At 60.8% G+C, this 17,106-nt stretch carries 19 protein-coding genes and 2 pseudogenes; 12 read left to right on the forward strand and 9 right to left on the reverse strand.

All coding sequences use genetic code 11. The features are described from left to right. Positions 1–6 precede the first annotated feature (6 nt). From NKH78_RS31465 to NKH78_RS31505, 9 genes are all read left to right on the forward strand, one after another. Positions 7–720 (forward strand): type IV secretion system protein, encoded by a 714-nt coding sequence (locus NKH78_RS31465; protein ID WP_352885043.1) that lies wholly within the window; start codon positions 7–9, stop codon positions 718–720. A gap of 226 nt (positions 721–946) precedes the next feature. Next, positions 947–2,017: a TrbL/VirB6 family protein gene (locus NKH78_RS31470; RefSeq protein ID WP_352885044.1), complete on the forward strand. Its 1,071-nt coding sequence runs from the start codon at positions 947–949 to the stop codon at positions 2,015–2,017. 13 nt (positions 2,018–2,030) lie between these two features. Continuing rightward, a complete protein-coding gene (locus tag NKH78_RS31475; RefSeq protein ID WP_352885045.1) occupies positions 2,031–2,762 on the forward strand; it encodes a VirB8 family type IV secretion system protein in 732 nt (243 codons plus the stop codon). Next, complete coding sequence (virB9, locus tag NKH78_RS31480; RefSeq protein ID WP_352785023.1) at positions 2,759–3,595, forward strand: P-type conjugative transfer protein VirB9; 837 nt, start codon at positions 2,759–2,761, stop codon at positions 3,593–3,595. The genes NKH78_RS31475 and virB9 overlap by 4 nt, the downstream gene beginning before the upstream one ends. Before the next feature lie 7 nt (positions 3,596–3,602). Continuing rightward, a complete protein-coding gene (virB10, locus tag NKH78_RS31485) occupies positions 3,603–4,922 on the forward strand; it encodes a type IV secretion system protein VirB10 (RefSeq protein ID WP_352885046.1) in 1,320 nt (439 codons plus the stop codon). Beyond that, a complete protein-coding gene (gene virB11, locus NKH78_RS31490; RefSeq protein WP_352885047.1) occupies positions 4,888–5,934 on the forward strand; it encodes a P-type DNA transfer ATPase VirB11 in 1,047 nt (348 codons plus the stop codon). The genes virB10 and virB11 overlap by 35 nt, the downstream gene beginning before the upstream one ends. Next, positions 5,912–8,233 carry a type IV secretory system conjugative DNA transfer family protein gene (locus tag NKH78_RS31495; protein ID WP_352885048.1) on the forward strand — a complete coding sequence of 774 codons (2,322 nt, stop codon included), beginning with the start codon at positions 5,912–5,914 and terminating at the stop codon, positions 8,231–8,233. Before virB11 ends, NKH78_RS31495 begins: the two co-directional genes overlap by 23 nt. Before the next feature lie 221 nt (positions 8,234–8,454). Continuing rightward, positions 8,455–8,778, forward strand: coding sequence for a type II toxin-antitoxin system RelE/ParE family toxin (locus NKH78_RS31500; protein WP_023819763.1), 324 nt, complete (start codon positions 8,455–8,457; stop codon positions 8,776–8,778). Then, the gene (locus NKH78_RS31505) at positions 8,775–9,056 is read left to right on the forward strand and encodes a helix-turn-helix domain-containing protein (protein WP_006205593.1); all 282 of its coding nucleotides are present in this window, start codon (positions 8,775–8,777) and stop codon (positions 9,054–9,056) included. The genes NKH78_RS31500 and NKH78_RS31505 overlap by 4 nt, the downstream gene beginning before the upstream one ends. 131 nt (positions 9,057–9,187) lie before the next feature. Here NKH78_RS31505 and NKH78_RS31510 read toward each other — a convergent pair whose 3' ends face one another. Together NKH78_RS31510 and NKH78_RS31515 are read right to left on the reverse strand one after the other, a co-directional pair. Beyond that, a complete protein-coding gene (locus NKH78_RS31510) occupies positions 9,188–11,260 on the reverse strand; it encodes a relaxase/mobilization nuclease domain-containing protein (protein WP_352885049.1) in 2,073 nt (690 codons plus the stop codon). 194 nt (positions 11,261–11,454) lie between these two features. Further along, the gene (locus NKH78_RS31515; protein WP_352885050.1) at positions 11,455–11,865 is read right to left on the reverse strand and encodes a hypothetical protein; all 411 of its coding nucleotides are present in this window, start codon (positions 11,863–11,865) and stop codon (positions 11,455–11,457) included. A gap of 327 nt (positions 11,866–12,192) precedes the next feature. On the opposite strand from NKH78_RS31515, the gene NKH78_RS31520 reads away from it, so the two are divergent. From NKH78_RS31520 to NKH78_RS31530, 3 genes are all read left to right on the forward strand, one after another. Beyond that, positions 12,193–12,885, forward strand: a complete 693-nt coding sequence (locus NKH78_RS31520) for a nucleotide-binding protein (protein WP_352885051.1) — start codon at positions 12,193–12,195, stop codon at positions 12,883–12,885. Continuing rightward, positions 12,882–13,223, forward strand: a complete 342-nt coding sequence (locus NKH78_RS31525; RefSeq protein WP_352885052.1) for a hypothetical protein — start codon at positions 12,882–12,884, stop codon at positions 13,221–13,223. Before NKH78_RS31520 ends, NKH78_RS31525 begins: the two co-directional genes overlap by 4 nt. Before the next feature lie 269 nt (positions 13,224–13,492). After that, positions 13,493–13,717, forward strand: a complete 225-nt coding sequence (locus NKH78_RS31530; RefSeq protein ID WP_352885053.1) for a WGR domain-containing protein — start codon at positions 13,493–13,495, stop codon at positions 13,715–13,717. A gap of 365 nt (positions 13,718–14,082) precedes the next feature. Here NKH78_RS31530 and NKH78_RS32760 read toward each other — a convergent pair whose 3' ends face one another. From NKH78_RS32760 to NKH78_RS31560, 7 genes and pseudogenes are all read right to left on the reverse strand, one after another. Beyond that, positions 14,083–14,283 carry a sunset domain-containing protein gene (locus NKH78_RS32760; RefSeq protein ID WP_502899882.1) on the reverse strand — a complete coding sequence of 67 codons (201 nt, stop codon included), beginning with the start codon at positions 14,281–14,283 and terminating at the stop codon, positions 14,083–14,085. A gap of 119 nt (positions 14,284–14,402) precedes the next feature. Continuing rightward, positions 14,403–14,522 (reverse strand): annotated as a pseudogene (locus NKH78_RS32765) (thermonuclease family protein); the annotation flags it as partial. Continuing rightward, positions 14,476–14,838: a thermonuclease family protein gene (locus NKH78_RS31540; protein WP_352885056.1), complete on the reverse strand. Its 363-nt coding sequence runs from the start codon at positions 14,836–14,838 to the stop codon at positions 14,476–14,478. The gene NKH78_RS31540 and the pseudogene NKH78_RS32765, both read right to left, overlap by 47 nt. A gap of 489 nt (positions 14,839–15,327) precedes the next feature. After that, positions 15,328–15,501, reverse strand: a complete 174-nt coding sequence (locus tag NKH78_RS31545) for a hypothetical protein (protein ID WP_352885057.1) — start codon at positions 15,499–15,501, stop codon at positions 15,328–15,330. After that, positions 15,498–16,025, reverse strand: coding sequence for a hypothetical protein (locus tag NKH78_RS31550; protein ID WP_352885059.1), 528 nt, complete (start codon positions 16,023–16,025; stop codon positions 15,498–15,500). The genes NKH78_RS31545 and NKH78_RS31550 overlap by 4 nt, the downstream gene beginning before the upstream one ends. Then, positions 16,019–16,705: a DUF6946 family protein gene (locus tag NKH78_RS31555; RefSeq protein ID WP_352885060.1), complete on the reverse strand. Its 687-nt coding sequence runs from the start codon at positions 16,703–16,705 to the stop codon at positions 16,019–16,021. Before NKH78_RS31555 ends, NKH78_RS31550 begins: the two co-directional genes overlap by 7 nt. Before the next feature lie 320 nt (positions 16,706–17,025). Then, positions 17,026–17,106: pseudogene (locus tag NKH78_RS31560) on the reverse strand (DUF736 domain-containing protein); the annotation flags it as partial.

Consider the following 17,106-nt stretch of genomic DNA (forward strand, 5'->3'; position numbering starts at 1 on the left):
AGCGCTATGCGTGGAATTCCGTTAACAGCGGCACTCTTGCTTGGCTTTGGCGGCATCGCCTTTGCGCAGGTGCCTACGATCGACGAGGCTAATCTGGAACAGGCTCGGCAGATTGCATCGGCCACGAGCGAGATCCTCAGCACCGACCGCAACATCATGAACTATACGCAAGCGACGCTGCAGGCCGTTACGGGCGACAGGTCGGCCGAGGCCGGCCAGCTCGCGCAGATGGCGTTGGGCAGTGGCGGCTTCTCCATGGGGGACGCGCCTTCGCTTGGCAGCGTGATCTCGGGCGGCTCGTTGTCGTTCGCCGGCCTCGGCAACGGATCGCAGGGGATGGTTTCAAACCTGATCAACGGCCTGCAGCTGGTGAAAACCATTTCGGGTCTGATCAATGGTCAGGCGACGCAGATGGATAGGAACTACAGCGCCCTGGTGAACGTCGCGGCCACGGTCACCGGGCTGGTGGACTCCTCGCAAAATGGAGTGAAGACCCGTTCCAGCGCTTTTCAGTCGGGCGCTCAGCGGATCGGCACGGCGCAGGACGTCAAAGGCTCGATCGATCAGAACAGCCAGATTATGGTGCAAACCGGTCTGACCGTGAACGAACTGATCGGCGCGGTGAACACCGCTACGGCGGCCGCCAACCAGGAAAACATCGATCGTATGAACCTGATCACCCAGGCCACGCGGGGGCTCGAATATAAGTCCGGCCAATGACGGTGCGCTTGCTTCTATCAGCGGCCACTATCATTGGCACTGTCGCGACCTCCGGGTGCGGCCACAAGCCGCTCAAGGCTCCATGCTCGCGCGACGAGGGACCGATGCAGCCGATGGCGTTCGCGGCGCCCGAACCAAGAACAGAAGCGAAGAAGCCATTCGAGTGTGGTCCGATGAAGGCACTCAATAGCGATCCATCTCTGTTTACAGGTGGGACGGCGAAAGAATGAACTTCAATATCACGACGCTTCTGCAACAGGTCGACAAGTTCGGCAATAACTATGTATCGCAAGCCTACCAGAACCTCGCGTCGGCCCTGACGGGCGGGGGACAGGTGGGTGTCGCCGGCCTGATGCTGACGCTGTACGTGATATTCTGGGCCATCAGCATTTGGCAGGGAACCTCGACGGGATCGGGAAAAGAGATGATCTGGCGCCTGTTCCGCGCCTTCGTCATCTACGCTCTGGCGACGAGCTGGGGGGACTTTCAAACATATGCCTATTCGTTCGCGAATGGGACACCTTCCGCGATCGGGAACAGCCTTCTCACGAGCGTTTCGGCCAATGTGACAGGGACATCGGCCGGGCTGAACTCCGTCAACTCCGTGCAGACGGCCCTGCAAAACATCTGGGATTCGCTCGCCAATTCCACGTCCGCCTTTATCAAGAGCCTTGGGGTGTTGAACTTCGGCGGCTACGTGCTGGCGGCGATCATTCTTGTCGTCGGCGCCCTGCTCATCGGTTATGCGATCTTCCTCATTATCCTGTCGAAGATCTTTCTTTGGCTTTTGCTGGCGCTCGCCCCAGTGTTCATCATTCTCATGCTGTTCGGCTACACGACCCGGTTCTTCGCCGGCTGGATAACCGCGATCGTGCAGTACATCTGCGTGCAGATTCTGGTCTACGCCTTCTGCGCCTTCTTCATCTCGATCACCCAGACCTATTTCGACGCGGTCAACCGGTCGAACGGTGCTGCGACAACGACCTTGAGCGAAGCCGCGCCGCTGATCCTGATCTGCCTCGTCGGCGTGCTGCTGCTGTCGCAAATCACCAACGTTGCCGCCTCGCTGGCGGGCGGGATTGGTATTGGAACGCCTTCGTTTGGGCGCTTCTACGGCGGTGCTTTCGCAGCGATGGGCCAAGCCGGTCAGCGCAGGCTGATGGGACGCTTGGGCTGGAGCACGCGGCAGGAGCGCTTGGCGGGTCGCGAGCGGGCGCGCGTGAGCCTCGCACAGAGAAGGTACGAGAATTCAGCGGAATATGCGCGGCTTTCCCGAAAGCTGACCGATCCCGCATAGTCTTGGGGCACCAATGAGCGATGTGAAGGAAAATGCTGGGGGACCGGCGAAGGAAACCGAGTCTCCCTTGCCGTACTACGTGGATGCGGCAATCTGGGAAAAAGATATCGCGCGGCGCAATCGCTGGTCGCGATCTCTGGCGTGGTGTGTGGCAAGCGTCGCCTCGGTCATTGCCGTTGCAGCGGTGGGCGCGCTGATCCTGGCGCTGCCGCTCAAGACTTATGAGCCCTACATGGTGGTGGTCGACAAATCCACCGGGTTTGTCGAGGTCAAGCGGCCGCTGGCCGACGGGCCTTTGCAGCAGGACGAGTCGATGGGGATGTTCGATATCGTCCGTTATGTGAAGGCTCGCGAGACCTACGATCCGAAGGCGCTGAAGGACAACTTCGATCTCGCGCAATTGCTGAGCGCCGGCGATGCCTCGAGGGAGCTCGTCGAGCTTTTCAGCCCGGCAAACAAAGTGACGAACCCCGTCGTGCTCTACGGGCGAAACACCGTCGTGGCTGTGACCGTGAAGTCCGTGACGTTTCCTAACCAAAGGACCGCCCTGGTCCGGTTCATGACGGAGGAAAAGAGCCAGGCGAACACCGTGCAGCGGCATTGGGTGTCGTTGATCCGGTTCCGCTACACCGGCGTGCCGGCCAAAAACGAGATCCGCTTTCAAAATCCGCTCGGCTTCCAGGTGCTCGAATATCGGCGCGATCAGGAGACGGCGCCGGCACCCACCGCGGAGACACCGCAATGAAGGTCGCCGGCATCCTGATGGCAATCGGGCTCGGCGTTTGCGCGGTTCAGCCGGCCCTTGCCGAACAGACCCCTCGGGCGGGATCTCGTGACAGTCGCATTCGCTTCGTCTGGTATCAGAAGGACGATGTGGTGTCGGTACCGGCCAGCTATGGCGCCTCGACCATGATCGAATTCGGCGATGACGAGAAAATCGAAACCCTCGGCGCTGGCGACGTCCCGGCCTGGAGCATCGAGCCCAACAAGAAGGGCAATGTGCTCTTTGTGAAGCCGATCGAGAAGAATGCGGGCGGGAATCTCAATGTCCTGACCAACAAGCGCAGCTATGTGTTCTTCCTCAACGGCGAGTTTCGGCCAGTTGCGCAACAGGTCTATGCGATCAAGTTCCGCTATCCCGAAGAGGCGTCGGACGCGGCGCTGATGGACGAAGCCCGGACCCGGGCGGCACAGCCGAACCGGCAGGGTTTCAAGGCCGAAAACGCCAACTCGTCCTATGCCTATAAGGGGTCGTCGGCAAATAAGCCGCTCGTGATCTACGACGACGGCGTGAAGACCTGGTTCCGCTTCGATCCGGCAAGGGAAGTGCCGGCGATCTATGTCGTCGACAGCGAGCGCAATGAGACGCTTGTGAATTATCGCCGCGAGGGCGCGTACATCGTCGTCGACAAGGTCAATTACCAATGGACGCTGCGCAATGGCAACGAAGCAACCTGCGTCTTCAATCTGAGACTGAACAATGTGAACGAACCGACCGGGCTTGAACCTTATGAGCCGCAGCGTGTCGGCGGTGGGACTGTTCGGAAAGTGAGGGGGCCTGATGCCATCTCCCAATGAGTACAGAATGCTCGCCGAGGAAGGAACAGTGGTCGCCCCGCCAAAATTCGGGGCGAGCACATTCTTCAAGATCGTGGTGCCGCTGGGTGCGGTGGTCTTCGCCGGCTGGATGATCTATGCGGCGACGCGTGCGCCAGACAAGCCGCTGTTGACGGCGTCGGATGGCGAGGAGTTTCACACCACACAGTTTCCCGCACCGGGGCTCGATACGCCGCGTCCTCAGCTTGATAACGGCACCCTGAAAATCCCGGCGGCTCCCGAGGAGCCGCCGGCGACGGTCGAGGCTCCGCCTCCCCCTCCACCAGCCTTGCAACCGCCTGCAGCTCCACCACAGGTGCAGGATGATTCCGAGGCCCGTCGTCTGGCTGAGGAAGAACGGCGCAGGCAAGAAGAAGAGGAGCGCCGCAAATGGGAGCGCTTGCGCGCCAAGCAGCTCGTCGTCGATAGCGGCGATGCGCCTGGCAGTGCATCAGCGCTCGGCGGCAATGGAGCGGATGCAGCGGCGGCCGTAAACGCGGGCGAGGGCGAGGGCGAGGAGGACCCCAATCGGCGTTTTTTGGCAAGGGCGAGCCAGAGCGGAGCGGATACATCGAAAGCCACGATGAACCCGCGCACGGACGCTCTGGTCGCCCAAGGGACGATGATCAAGGGCGTACTCGAGACCGCGATCCAGAGCGATCTTGCCGGTATGGTTCGGGCCGTCGTGTCGGAGGATGTGTGGTCGTTCGACGGTCGCAGGGTTTTGATCCCCGCTGGCTCCCGCCTTATCGGTGAATATCGCAGTGGTCTCGCAACCGGCCAAACGCGGGTGTTCATAGTGTGGACACGCCTGCTTCGATCGGACGGCATGTCGGTGCAGCTCGGCTCGACCGGCACCGACGAGCTCGGTCGCAGCGGCATGCCGGGCGAGGTCGACAACCATTATTTCGAGCGGTTCGGCTCGGCGATCCTTCTAAGTGTCGTGGGCGGTGCGACGCAATTCATCGCCAACCTTGGCAACGACCAGAATGGGTCGAACACCAACCAGGCCTACACGGACCCGCAGACCGGACAGACGGTGACAATCCAGACGCAGCCCAACCAATACCTGCAGAGCGCCCGCCAGATCGGCGCGCAACAGATTTCGCAAAGCCTCAACCGCATTGCCGAAGAGGCGCTTCGAAATTCAATCAACATCGCGCCCACGATCCATGTCGATCAGGGGTCGCGCATCATGGTGTTCGTCCGCCGGGACCTCGATTTTTCCGAGTTCTATCCGGACCCGGTGCGCGAGGCGTTGACGGAGATACGACGTGAGCGGGCAGCAAAGAACCGTCTTTCTAAATAAGGCGCTGGAGCCGGTGCGGCGCTGGCTCGACGACGATCGCGTGGTCGAAATCTGTGCAAACGGGCCTGGACTTGTGTGGGTCGAAATTGTTGGCTCGACACATATGGAGCCCTTCGACGTCCCCGAGCTCGACCGCGCCGCGATCACTTACCTCATGGAACGTATAGCGGCATCATCCTCGCAATCGATCAGCGAGGAAAATCCCTTGCTTTCGGCCGCCCTCCCCGGCGGCGAACGCTTCCAGGGCGTGCTTGCGCCGGCGACGCCGACAGGAGGCGCCTTCGCGATCCGCAAGCAGGTCGTGAAGGATATGCGCCTTGAGGATTACCGGAAGCGGGGGTCGTTCGATGCGATCTCCGTCCAGGATCCCGGCGAATTGAGCGAGACCGACAGCGCCCTTTGCGAATATCTCGACGCCGGCAAGATCGAGGATTTCCTCCGCCTGGCCGTGCGGGAACGGTATTCGATCTTGCTTTCAGGAGGCACATCGTCGGGCAAAACGACGTTTCTGAACGCGATTTTGCACGAGGTGCCTTCGCATGAGCGAATCCTCACCATTGAGGATACGCGAGAGGTTAAACCACACCAGCCCAACTATCTGCCCCTCGTCGCATCAAAGGGCGACCAGGGCCTGGCGCACGTGACCGTTGAAACGCTGCTGCAAGCCGCCATGCGGTTGCGGCCGGATCGAATCTTCCTGGGCGAGATCCGGGGAGCGGAAGCCTATTCGTTCTTGCGCGCCGTCAACACAGGTCATCCCGGATCGATCACGACGATCCATGCGGACAGCCCGACCGGTGCGTTTGAGCAGCTAGCATTGATGGTCATGCAAGCTGGGCTCGGGCTGAGCAAGGCAGAAATCATCGATTACGTGCGGTCGGTCCTGCCGATTGTGATCCAACAAACGCGCCGGGGCGGCTGGCGCGGAACTTCGGCGATCTGGTTCAACCGCATGACCGAATGGAGAGCCGCCAGAAAGGTTCCCCAGAATGTCTCGCGTATTCGCTTATAGGCTTCTCCTCGGCCTCATCGGCCTCGCCGCCTTCTTTGCCCTTTGGAGCCTGGCCTACGAGCTGGTGGCGACATGGCGGTGGAATCCCGCGCTGCCCTCTGAAGGCGCCTCGCGCTGGGGGCTTCTAAAATACCAGAACGCGCAACGCAGCCTAAGCGGCCTGTTCGTTGCCTGGCAGCATTTCAGCCAGCGCCTGGCCTATCATCCCACGCAGGGCGAGACGATCATCCGGGGCGCGATCGCGGTCGCGGTTGTCGTGGCGATCGGCGTCGGCCTGATCTTTGCAAGCCTGATCAACCGCAAGCCAAAGCACTACGGCAATGCGCGGTTCGGCACGATCATGGACGCCGAAAGGAAAAACCTGCTGGCAAAGCAAGGCTTGATCCTCGGCAAGATGGGTGGGGCGACGATCCGCTCGGACGAGCCCGCGCACGTCTTGGTGGTCGGGCCGACCCGATCCGGCAAGGGCGTCAGCTTTGTCATTCCGAACGGTTATATGTGGCGAGGATCCTCGGTGTGGTTCGATCCGAAGCGGGAGAACTTCGAGGCGTTCGGTGCGCACCGGCAGGCTCTCGGCGACAAGGTCTTTTTCTTTTCGCCCGGCGAGCAGGATTCGCATCGCTATAATCCGCTGGATTTCATCCGGCGCGATGCGCGCATGCCGACGGACTGCGCGGTGGTCTCCTCCTTCATCATCCCCGAGGCGACAGGAAGTTCCGAGATCTGGGCGCGCGCCGGCCGGCAGCTGCTTTCGGCCATGATCGGCTATGTGCTGACGTCACCACGCTATGAGGGGCAGCGTCATTTGCGCGCCGTCGCGATGCTTCTTTCGACCGGCGTGGATTTTCTCAGAGTGCTGACGAATATCCGCAATGAAGAGGAAAAATATCTGCCTTCGTGGGTCGTGCACGGGCTCAACCAATTCATTGCGCTGGAAAAGGAAACGCGAAACTCGGCCTACTTCAACCTGACGGCGGCTCTCAACCCCTGGACCAATGATCTCGTTGCAGCCGCTACGGCGTCGACCGATTTCGATATCTCGAAGTTTCGCAAGGACCCGACGGCTCTCTTCATCGGCTGCTCGGTGGCGCAGCTCGACGTGTTCCGGCCCATCATCAAACTCCTGGTTCAGCAAATCCATGATGTGCTGATGGCTTCCTCGCCAGGCCCGGACGAGCCCTATCAGGTCCTGGTGATGATCGACGAGTTTCGCCAGCTCGGCAAAATGGAGTCCATCGTTTCCAAGCTGGCGATCAACGCGGGCTATGGCTTTCGCATGGTCCTGATCCTGCAGGATCTTGCCCAGCTTGACGAAGTCTATGGAAAAGCGACGCGGCACACCACGGTGACCGCGTGTCAGGTGAAGCTTTTCATCCGCATGAACGACGTGGAGACCTCGGAACATGTCTCTGTAATGCTGGGACCGACCACGATCGAGGTGCCCACCCCGATCATCAGGGCTGGTCAAGGTATATTTGGGGCCCGAGACAAGAGTTTAAGTTATCAGGAAAGGCCGTTCCGGACGGCGGCGGAGCTTCGGCAAATGCCGGCGAAGCAGGCCGTGGTTCTTGGCTCGAGCCCCCCTGGTTTCATGGTGCGCAAGATCACCTATTATAAGGACGCTCCCTATAAGGCGACCTATCAGGAATTTCGGCACCGGCGCTTGAAGGTTCCGCCTCTCTCACGATGGCAGGATCTTCCGCTGCGCTCCATGGCGGAGGTCGAAGCGGCGGCTAACAACGCGCCGGCGGCCCCTTTCGAGTTGGGGGAACCTGATACCGTCGAAGCGTCGGCTTCGGGCGATACAGCCTATGCCGATGCGGTGCCGCGTGCGACTGCGGCTGAAAGGGCTGATCCCGTCGCGTTAAAGCCGAAAGTAAAGAGCGACAGCGCGGACGCACCACAGGTGCTGCCAAGCTCAGGCCTTTCAACGGGCGGTGAGGCTGAAGCAAAGAGCGAGGTCGCCGCTGAAGTTCCGGAGTTGAAGCCGAAGCGGGCCGATCAGACGGCTGATGATGCGCCGCGGCCGCTTCCCACCCTTGGCCGGCGATCGGCGCCGGCAGCATCAAAGACGTCCGACCCGAGTGCGTCTGAAGGCAAGGCGAGTGTCTTGCAATTCCAAGTCCGGCCGGGAAACAAGTCCACGTCGATCGCCGCGCTGCTCGCATCGCTCGATCAGGAAGTGGAGGCCGGCGCTCGTTCCCTGTCACCGTCAGTGGATAGCGGAGATGTCGACGGGCTACCGTCAGCCGCTCTTGAGGCGCTGCAGGATCAAATTAGACGTCACGGCGATCGCTAGGACGTGAACTTCAATTGAATACAAATGAGCGATTTGTGCCTTCGGTGCCTATGTCGAGTGTGAGAACAAGACGAAGCGTCTCTAATCCGATGGCGGGCGCATCGAACCGTTTCGTTGCGCCTCCCGGTTCTTGGTGGGGACGTGAGTTGATTGCTGGTCCGTAAAACGCGATTGATTTTCACTCTACCCAACATGTATCAAAACCGATACAGTGCACCCCGATGAAGGTGATTGAATGGCTTGGAAGCAGCCGGGCGGATGTTCGAGCGTTTCCTGACGATGCGCGGATAGAGGCCGGCTGGCAGCTCGAACTTGTCCAGCGCGGCGACGATCCCGACGACTGGAAACCTATGCAGATCGTGGGGGCCGGCGTCAGGGAAATCAGGGTTCGGGAGGCATCGGGAGCGTTTCGCGTCATCTATCTGGCGACCCTAGAGGACCGCGTTTTGGTGCTTCATGCGTTCCAGAAGAAGGCACAGGCCACATCCAAGAAAGACCTCGATCTGGCGGCTCAACGGCTAAAACGATGGAAGGCAGAACGATGAACGTAGAAATCTATGAGAACGTCTGGGATGCCCTGGCGGACACCGAACAGGAGGCAGCAAACCTTAAAGCGCGCTCGGCGCTGCTCTACGAAATCCGTAAGGCAGTCCAGCGTTGGGGCATTCCCCAGGAGGAAGCCGCCAAGCGGCTCGGCCTGACGCGCCCTCGTATCAATGATCTGCTGCGCGGTAAGCTCGCCAAGTTCTCGCTTGACGCGCTCGTCAACATCGCCGCCTCCGCCCACCTGGATATAGAAATCCGGGTGAAGGAGGTTGCATAATCACGAGATGTCTAATCCTCGTCTTTCCTCGGAGTACATCCGCGTTTGGACGCGAGCGTGTGCCGAACGGAGCCGCTGCAGCGTCCGGCTTAGGGAACAACGAGCCCACGCAGTGCTGCGTGGCGAGGCAACTACTGCTTTTGCGGCTTCTGTGAATCCGGCTCTTCGCCTTCGACTGGAGCGGTGTTGATGCTCCTCGACTGCAGGCGCTGCAGTTCTTCGAGCCGTTCGCCTTTGACGATCTCGGGATCAAGCCGCTCGTTAGGATTCTGTGCCAATGATCGCGCGGCTTCGCTTGCGGCTTGTGCCTCGCGCGCTTCCTTCGCGGCGATGCTTTCGGCGTTGCGCACCATTTCGCGGTCTTGCGCAACCTGCTCAAGCGAGATCGGATCAGCCGATCCGGCTCGTTCGTCGCGGATCTCCTGCTCGATGGCGCGATTACGGATCTCGCGAGCGCGATCGGCCTCAAGCCGCTCAGCCGCCTCGATCTCCTGGGCGCGATGGATCAAAGCTTCGGCGCGCGCGCCGGCAATCCGATGGGCGTGGTCTTCGCTGACATGCGTGACGCCGCCTTCCTGCAGGGATTTGAGATCCGTCCGGATCGCCAGCAGTTCCATGGTGGGCGCTGCGCGCCGTAAGAACTCCGCTTTCGTCTGGCCGTTCATCATGGCCGCTGTCTTGTTAACGGTCTCGTTGATCTGTTTTAGGTTTTCCCGCATCTGGTCCGCGGTGGCATCTGAACTCATTTGAACACCCTTTCCATCTCGAATAGCGACCACAACAGTACCGGATCGGGAAGCTTGCGTCATCCGAACAATGAATTGACTCGCTATCGCGTTATCCGGCCGGGAAGCAGCAACCGAGTGCCAGTCCCGAAGGCTTGCCTGGGTGGCCTGCAGCTGGCGCGCCGAAATCGGAATCTTTATCGGGTTGGCCCTCGCGTGGTCGATCCGCTGGCGGGCTTTCTCGATGACGTGCGGGTTTGCACGGGCGTAGGCGCGGTCACGCGCCTCCCTGCCCGGCCGCGGCTTTTCGGCCGTGGCCACAATCGCCTTGTCGCGCGGGCCATAGCTTTGTGATGACGCTCGATAGGCCGCGGAGGTCGCGACGATTTTCATGCCCTGTGCTTGTGCGTGCTGGGCATAGAGCGCGCGCCATTCGCGAAGCTGGGCCGGACCTGGTCGCAAGCGCTCACCGTCTTCACCCTTCACCGCAACGATGGCGTGGACATGAATATGACCGCCCTCCTCGGCCATGTCGGCATGCATGCCGAAGGCGAATTTGTGATTGGGGAACTGCTCATGCAGGAACCCACGTGCGGCCCTTACCAGAGCTTGCCTGTCCTCGCCCGCCTTGGCCGACAGGATCATGTGCATGGTGTCGCGAGGCTTGTAGGAATTCAGGGTCTTGTCCCAGGACTGCGCGGTCTGCCGAACCGCCTCCTCAGACGCGATCGCGGCGCCGTCGGCGCCGATCGCCGCTCCGTCATGGCTAAGGCGCGCGAGCTGGAACACGACACCGGCTTTGCCGTGGCTGGGCTCCCCAATTGGCTTCACCGAAACGGTATCCTCCTTGACCCCAAGCGCCTCGGAGATCCGCGAGGCGATCATGGCCCGGGTCGGTGCCGAGAACTGGCGATCCTGCTGGCGTCGATCCGAAAAGTGAAACCGATGCTTCACCTTGTCGTCCCCGTTCTCACCCCGCACGACGCTGTGTCCGGCCATGGTCGCGACGACGCGCGCGACGCTCGATCCGTCCTGCAGTGTGTCGATACGATAGGCGAAACCGTGGCCGGCGAAACCTGCCTGAACTGCCTGTGAAAGGCGCTCGGCATTCTCCTGCCCTCCCAGCGAAAGCCGAAACGTCGCCACATCCTCGCTCTCCCGCCGCTTGTCGAAACCCTTGCCCCACTGTTTCATTTCCTCGGCAACAGCTTCCTGCGTTGCCAGGATACGCGCGTCATGCGTCTCGAGCGCGACGCCCTCCTTCTGGATATATTGACCGATGGCGGCTGCCCTTGTGACGCCATGCCCGTAGGAAATCACCTTCAGAACCGCCGGCTGATACCCGGCCGCCAGCCTGTCGGCAGCGGCCCTCGGCCGAGGTCCGGCGGCGAGCTTCCGCCGCTTCGTTGGCAGGGCGAGGTTTAGTCGCCCGGCTTTGCCGCGCGGCGGCTCCAGCTCCCGGGCAGACGAGCGCGGCACGGCTGGTTCCGGTGGCTGGCTTCCCCCGAGACCGCCGTCCCCCTTCCGGCCGCGAACCGTCTTGAGCAACCAATCATCGTCATTTGCAGCAAAGGACAACAGGGCCCGATGCCGGCGCTTGCGGTTCTCTTCTTCAAAAGCTGCGCTGGCGCGAATCCGATCGGCTATGGCCTGTATGGACGACTGGTCGAGGTTCACGCCTCCTCACCATTCAGCAGATGCGCCGCCTTCCGAAGTTTCAGGCCATGAGCAATTGTCATGGCCGTCAATTCAGCGTCGACGGCTTTGACTCTCTCATCCAGTGCTTCCCAAATCGGCAACGCCGCCTCCATGGGGACAGCATCGCCGCAATGAATGGCATGGAGAAGCTGGCTGAGGTTTCGGCCGACCATCCGGACTTGCGAGGCCAACGCCGCGACAGTGCGTGAATTCTCTGCCGACAGAGCGGGACCGACATCCAGGCTGGCCCGGATAATGCGCCGCAACGTCTCCGCTCGGTCAAGCTGGAACACCTTGCAGGCCTCGTCCAGGAGCGCGCCCGCCTCCGGCCCGATATCGATCCGGGAGCGCTTTCGGGTGTCCTTGTGGGCGGCGCTGGTGTCCAAAATTCCTCGCTATGGCGGATGGGGCCTCCCGTCGAAGACGGTCCAGGTCAAAGCGAAGCGACGACCTGCTCAGCGATTTGGACCCAAATTGCGTATCTTGTCAATTCACTATCCAACATTATAGTGACTCACTGATCCGTTAATCCATAGCAGATCATGTATCCCTGGACATTGCACCGATGCGTAAATCCATATTATCACACAGGCACTTATGTGCCTCTGCACTTTGTAGCATCGGCGCATAGGTACAATGCAACGAAGTCACTTTGGCGCCAAATCGCCTATGCGCCTTGACGCCAAAGTCGAACGAGACATTGGGAAAAAACAATGCCGGAACAACGCGCGGTGCAAATCACAGTGGCCTCTCCCAAAGGGGGGGTCGGCAAGACCATGGCCACCATCCTGCTCGCTGGCGAATTCGCCGCCGCCGGTCATCGGGTGACGGTGCTCGACACCGATCCGCAACTGTCCGCGGTGGAGTGGAGCAAAAACAGTCGCCGCGCCGGGTACGCTCTTTCAAACATCGACGTCATCCCAATCAGCTCGACCGACGAACTGATCGATCGCCTGGCGCAATCGGACGCCGAGGACCTGCTGCTGGTCGACGTCCAGGGCACGGCCGTGGCCGCGCTCGGCCCGGCCGTCGCCAACGCCGACTTCGTGCTGATTCCGACGAAAGCGCACGTCTTCGATGTCAAGCAATGCCTCGGTCTGATTCGGCACATCCGCTCACTTGGCGGGCGCCACCGCGAAATTCCCTACGCGGTGATGCTCAACATGGTTTCGGGGATCGAGCACAACACCATGGCCTTCCGCACAGCGATCCAGCTGCTGCGGCAGGCCGACGCCAGCGTGCTTGAGACCTTTCTGTCGCAACGGCCGACCTTCGCCTCAATCGCAACCGCCGGGACGCTTTACGAAGTCCAGCCTGTGAACAAGGCCGTGCAAGATGCTCGCGACCAGACGAATGCCCTGACTGCTGAGATCATCCGCAAACTGAACGGAGCCACCACGCAATGAACGAGAAAAGCGATCGGACCGCAAACCAGCTGCCGCTGCCGGCCTTGAAACCGCGTGCCCGTTCGGATGATCCGTTCTCGCGCAACATGGCTGCCATAGTGGAATCCAGCATCAGCGAAACGGACAGCCTGGAGCAGCAGACGAGAGCCCAGTCTGCCAGAGCGACGAAAGCGAAGCTCGAAAGGCCAAAGGCAGACGGCGAGACAGCCCGGCTGCACACACGCATTCCGGTCTCGCAGATGATCGAGCTGCAGGTCCATTGCGCGCGCAATAGAACAACCATGCAGGAGGTGGTGCAGGGCCTGATAACGGAATTCCTTGCCCGGCAGCCGAAGTAGCCAGACGCGCCAATCAGCGTCGATTTTCGTTACGACCGACCGCGCCATGACTCGGCCCAACAAGGATTGGCTACATCTCTCCGGGGAAAGGCCATCAAAGACGCGGCTGAACGACTGACGTTCGGTTCCATCCATCACGAGAGTGAATCGATCCGCGTCCGCTGATTCAAACCATTCATTGGACGCGCGCGTCCGGCTGCGCGATTCTGTCCGCAATAATCGCGCAGCTCTATCGCCTCTGTATCGAACGCCGCGACGCGGATCGGAACATGGCGCGCTTCTATGCGCTGTCGATCGAGGAGACGCTGTTCGGCCAGACCTGCCTGGTCCGCCGTTGGGGCCGGATCGGAACCACCGGCCGCACGATACAGCACTCCTTCGATACCGAGGGCGAAGCCGTCGGGCTTTTCCTTGAGCTGCTGCGCGCCAAGCGGATGCGCGGCTATCAGCCGCGATCCGCTACCCGACGCGCAGCAGCGATCCCGTCTGGGTGACGGGGTAGCCGCTGGGGCGACGGGAGGCAGGCTTGGAATGAAGTCGTTCGTGTCCTCGATCTGGTTGGAGCTGTCGCGCTTGGGTCAAGCGGGGAATTCGACGGCGCCGACAACGATTTCGGAGCTGTAGCGCAAGATGCCCGCGTTGTCCCTCCCCTTGGTTGATAGGTGCCATTCGGTGTTCCTGCTCGGTCTACCCGTTTTCGCCTTGCCGTCGACCCGGCGCGGGCGCGATGTCGCCAGTCGGAAGTCAGTGATCTTGACGCTGCCGCATGCTCGCACTTTCGGGGCGTTGTCGAAGCACTCCGAGTTCCCGCGGCCCGCGCCAGCGCAGTAAAAAACAGGGCAACACCTGCCCCCATGGCTTAACGCTTTGCTTTGCGCCAACCGGCGGCCACCGCCTCTTCCGCGCTGCAGAACCACCGCTCTCCCTTGCTGGTCGTTATGACCGTGCGATCGTAATACTCTTGGCCGGGCATGTGATAGATGTGCTCACCGCGGGCGTTGATGTTGCCCTTGATGTTGCAGGCACTGGGCGCGCTGCGAGCAGGGGAGCGATCGTCGATGGCTGTTCGTTGTCAGCGCGACGCTCGGCACGCCAGTCCCAAGGCGCTTCAAACGTTCCTGCCCAGATGCCAACCCTTGCCGCCTTGGCCTTCTCCTGCAGCATGGCGTAGGCACCTTGGCTGTATTTCGGCCAATCAAGAGCTTGGCCGTTCTCGACCATCCAGGCGGCGACGCTGGCACCATCGGCCCGCCTACAATTGCCGACATAGCGGCCGTACCAATCCCATGACACAAACATGCACCGGGTTCGGTCGGGAGGCGGCGAGAAAGGCATTGAGAGCGGCGGCAGACTTGGTGCCACATTGATACTGGAAGCCGTTGGCGACGTCGCACAGCTGTGCTGACTCCGGTGCATCGATACCATTGAAGCGAATGCGCTGGCCATGGATCTCGATCGTGTCGCCGTCGATCACAGATGCGACCCCAGCAATTGCTACCGGTCTCGGCTTGATTACGTTCTGCAGATTGATTTCCGGCAGCGATCCGCTGTTATGCATGACAAACTGCGTCACCAGAGCGGAAGCCGCAGCCACGGTCACGAAGACCAGCCGCATCGGCGCGCTGGCCCAGCGGCGTCCTGCGCCAGTACGCTTGCGCCACGGGCTTTATCCAAGCCCCTTCTCCCCGACGCAAGAATGCGCCCAAAATACACGAAAAGTCCAGAATCCTATCGGAACCGCTCAACGGCTCGCCTGTTGTGAAAGGAGGGACATTGCCGCTCTAGGAGCTGTCATGAAACGGCTTCTATCCGCCATGTTGGCCTGCTTTAGCAATCGCTTGAACAAACGCTCCGGAGGAGCGTTGACTCTCTGCCGGGAACCACCTCTGGTCACTCCAGACCCTCCCGCTGGCTCAGGCCAGCGTGGCTTTTTTGTTCAGGGATCAAGATCCAGTTGTGTGGCCCGGCGGCTCATGCCCTGTCGGAGGTTGCGCCGGCCGACCGCCGGATCCCACACTTGGCACCTGTGTAAATGGGCGCGCTCTTCGTCTGCAATCTTCCATGCCGACGGCCGATGTCGGGCGACCTGGATCAGAGAGCTTTGTCACTCCCGCAACTTCCTGGCCTCACGTTCCAAAGTCTTGTGGTCGTTGCCGTGCTCGCCGATCAGTTGCCGGACCTGTTCGGGCGTGTTGCGGTGCTGCTTGGCGAATTTCGTCTTGCCGCAACGACGCGCCGCGCTACAACATCGCCCGGTCACAGAACGCCGCACCGTCATTCGTTAGATCGATGCCGCGCAACTTGGGATCGTTCCGTAAGGGAGCAAACGCTGGGCTCGCTGCTAATTTTGAAATTGGCATCCCACTCTGCAAACAACTCGGGGACTTGATCGACACGAAAGTATCGTTCCGCAGCGGTCTTGCTGGTTGCCTTGTCACGTCGCGCCAACCGCTCGGCCACGGGTCGTGGAACGAGGTAGATTGCGCGAGCCTTGAACCCCTCGGATGGCAGCAGAACAATGGCCAGCCAATCGAACTGGTCATAGTCGTTGTAGCCGAGATAGGCAGCACCGCGCTTAAATGTCCGCGACTTTACCGAAACACGTTGCGCTGGCCGGTCGAATGGCTGCGCGATCACATCGTAACCGGGCCAGCTGTCGGGAACTTTCAAGGCGGGGATGCCCGCGAGCGTGAGCTCTGCGGCAACGATCATCTCGCAAGCATCGCCCATCTGCTTGGTCGTATATCGCTTCTGTGCAGTCGTCTCAATGCTGGTCGATTTGGCATCCGGAACTCTTAGCATTTGAGAAAATCCCGGTTGCCGGTGGCCCAACCTAAGCGGAGCCGCTGCCCTGACTTTAGGATCACGGTGCTCGACTTGTCAGGTTTAACTTCGGCACCGAAAAGGCTCGCGAAGGTGGCGAAATCCTCAAACCACATTCGGGCTGGCGAGAAGGAGTGGACGATCATAGCGGCTTCATCGGTCTTGAAGCGCCGAGCCTCGATCAGCGCGGAAGCCGTCCTGTGCACCAACTGATAACGGATATGAAATGGCGGCACATCATCGAAGCCGAGCAAGCCGCATAGTTGGCGCATGCGCTCTCGCTTTCCCGGCGACGGTTCGGCATACCACTCGCCCACGGTCGGTCCAAACGCCTCGCTTACCTTGCCTTCGATGGTTGCAGCACAAGTCTGTTCGCCGAAGCGGATAAGCGCAAACACGTCGTTCTGGCTGTCACGGTTGCCACCGTCGAGTGGCACTCTGTGCTCGGGCAAGGCCAGTAGTAACTCGACCGAGCCATCGAACATCTGCGCGACTTCAGCCGGTAAGCCATCAGGACTTTCCCAACAATGAGCAAGCGTTTTTGCCGAGTAGCCGGTTCGCCATTGCCTCTCAGGTTCTGCGAGGAATGCTTGCCAACTCGTCGGACCTTGGCTGGGAATATAAACCCGCGTCCGACGTGTATTTCGCAGAATGCCCAATGGATGACCCCACTAGCAGCACGTTCGCCCCTGCTGCTCACGCCCGATCCTAGCGGATGATTAGTGAACCTTGGTTTAAAAGTCTCGACAGTAGGGAGCATCCCGGTTGACGATCCCGTTAGAGAACCCTAGGCGCGCGACGGCTCCTCCGGCCGCCTCCGGCTTGGCGCACCATGACCATGGAAAGAACCGCGATGCGCAGGGGGCTCAAGCTCCTCCTCCGCAACCATCGCTTCGTCACGCTGACTCCTTTCGCCTGCCGGCGTTCGTTTGGGAACGGCCGAAGGCCCCGCCTTGCGGCGGAGCCCTCGTCGAGGCGATCAGTCCCGGTTGGGGCGAGACCAGATCAGCTGCAGGCCTTCCTCGCCTTCCACCTCGATCAGGGTGGCGTAGATCGGAGC

It is taken from the genome of Mesorhizobium sp. M0910 (assembly GCF_040319465.1).
In the GTDB taxonomy this organism is placed as follows: Bacteria; Pseudomonadota; Alphaproteobacteria; order Rhizobiales; family Rhizobiaceae; genus Mesorhizobium.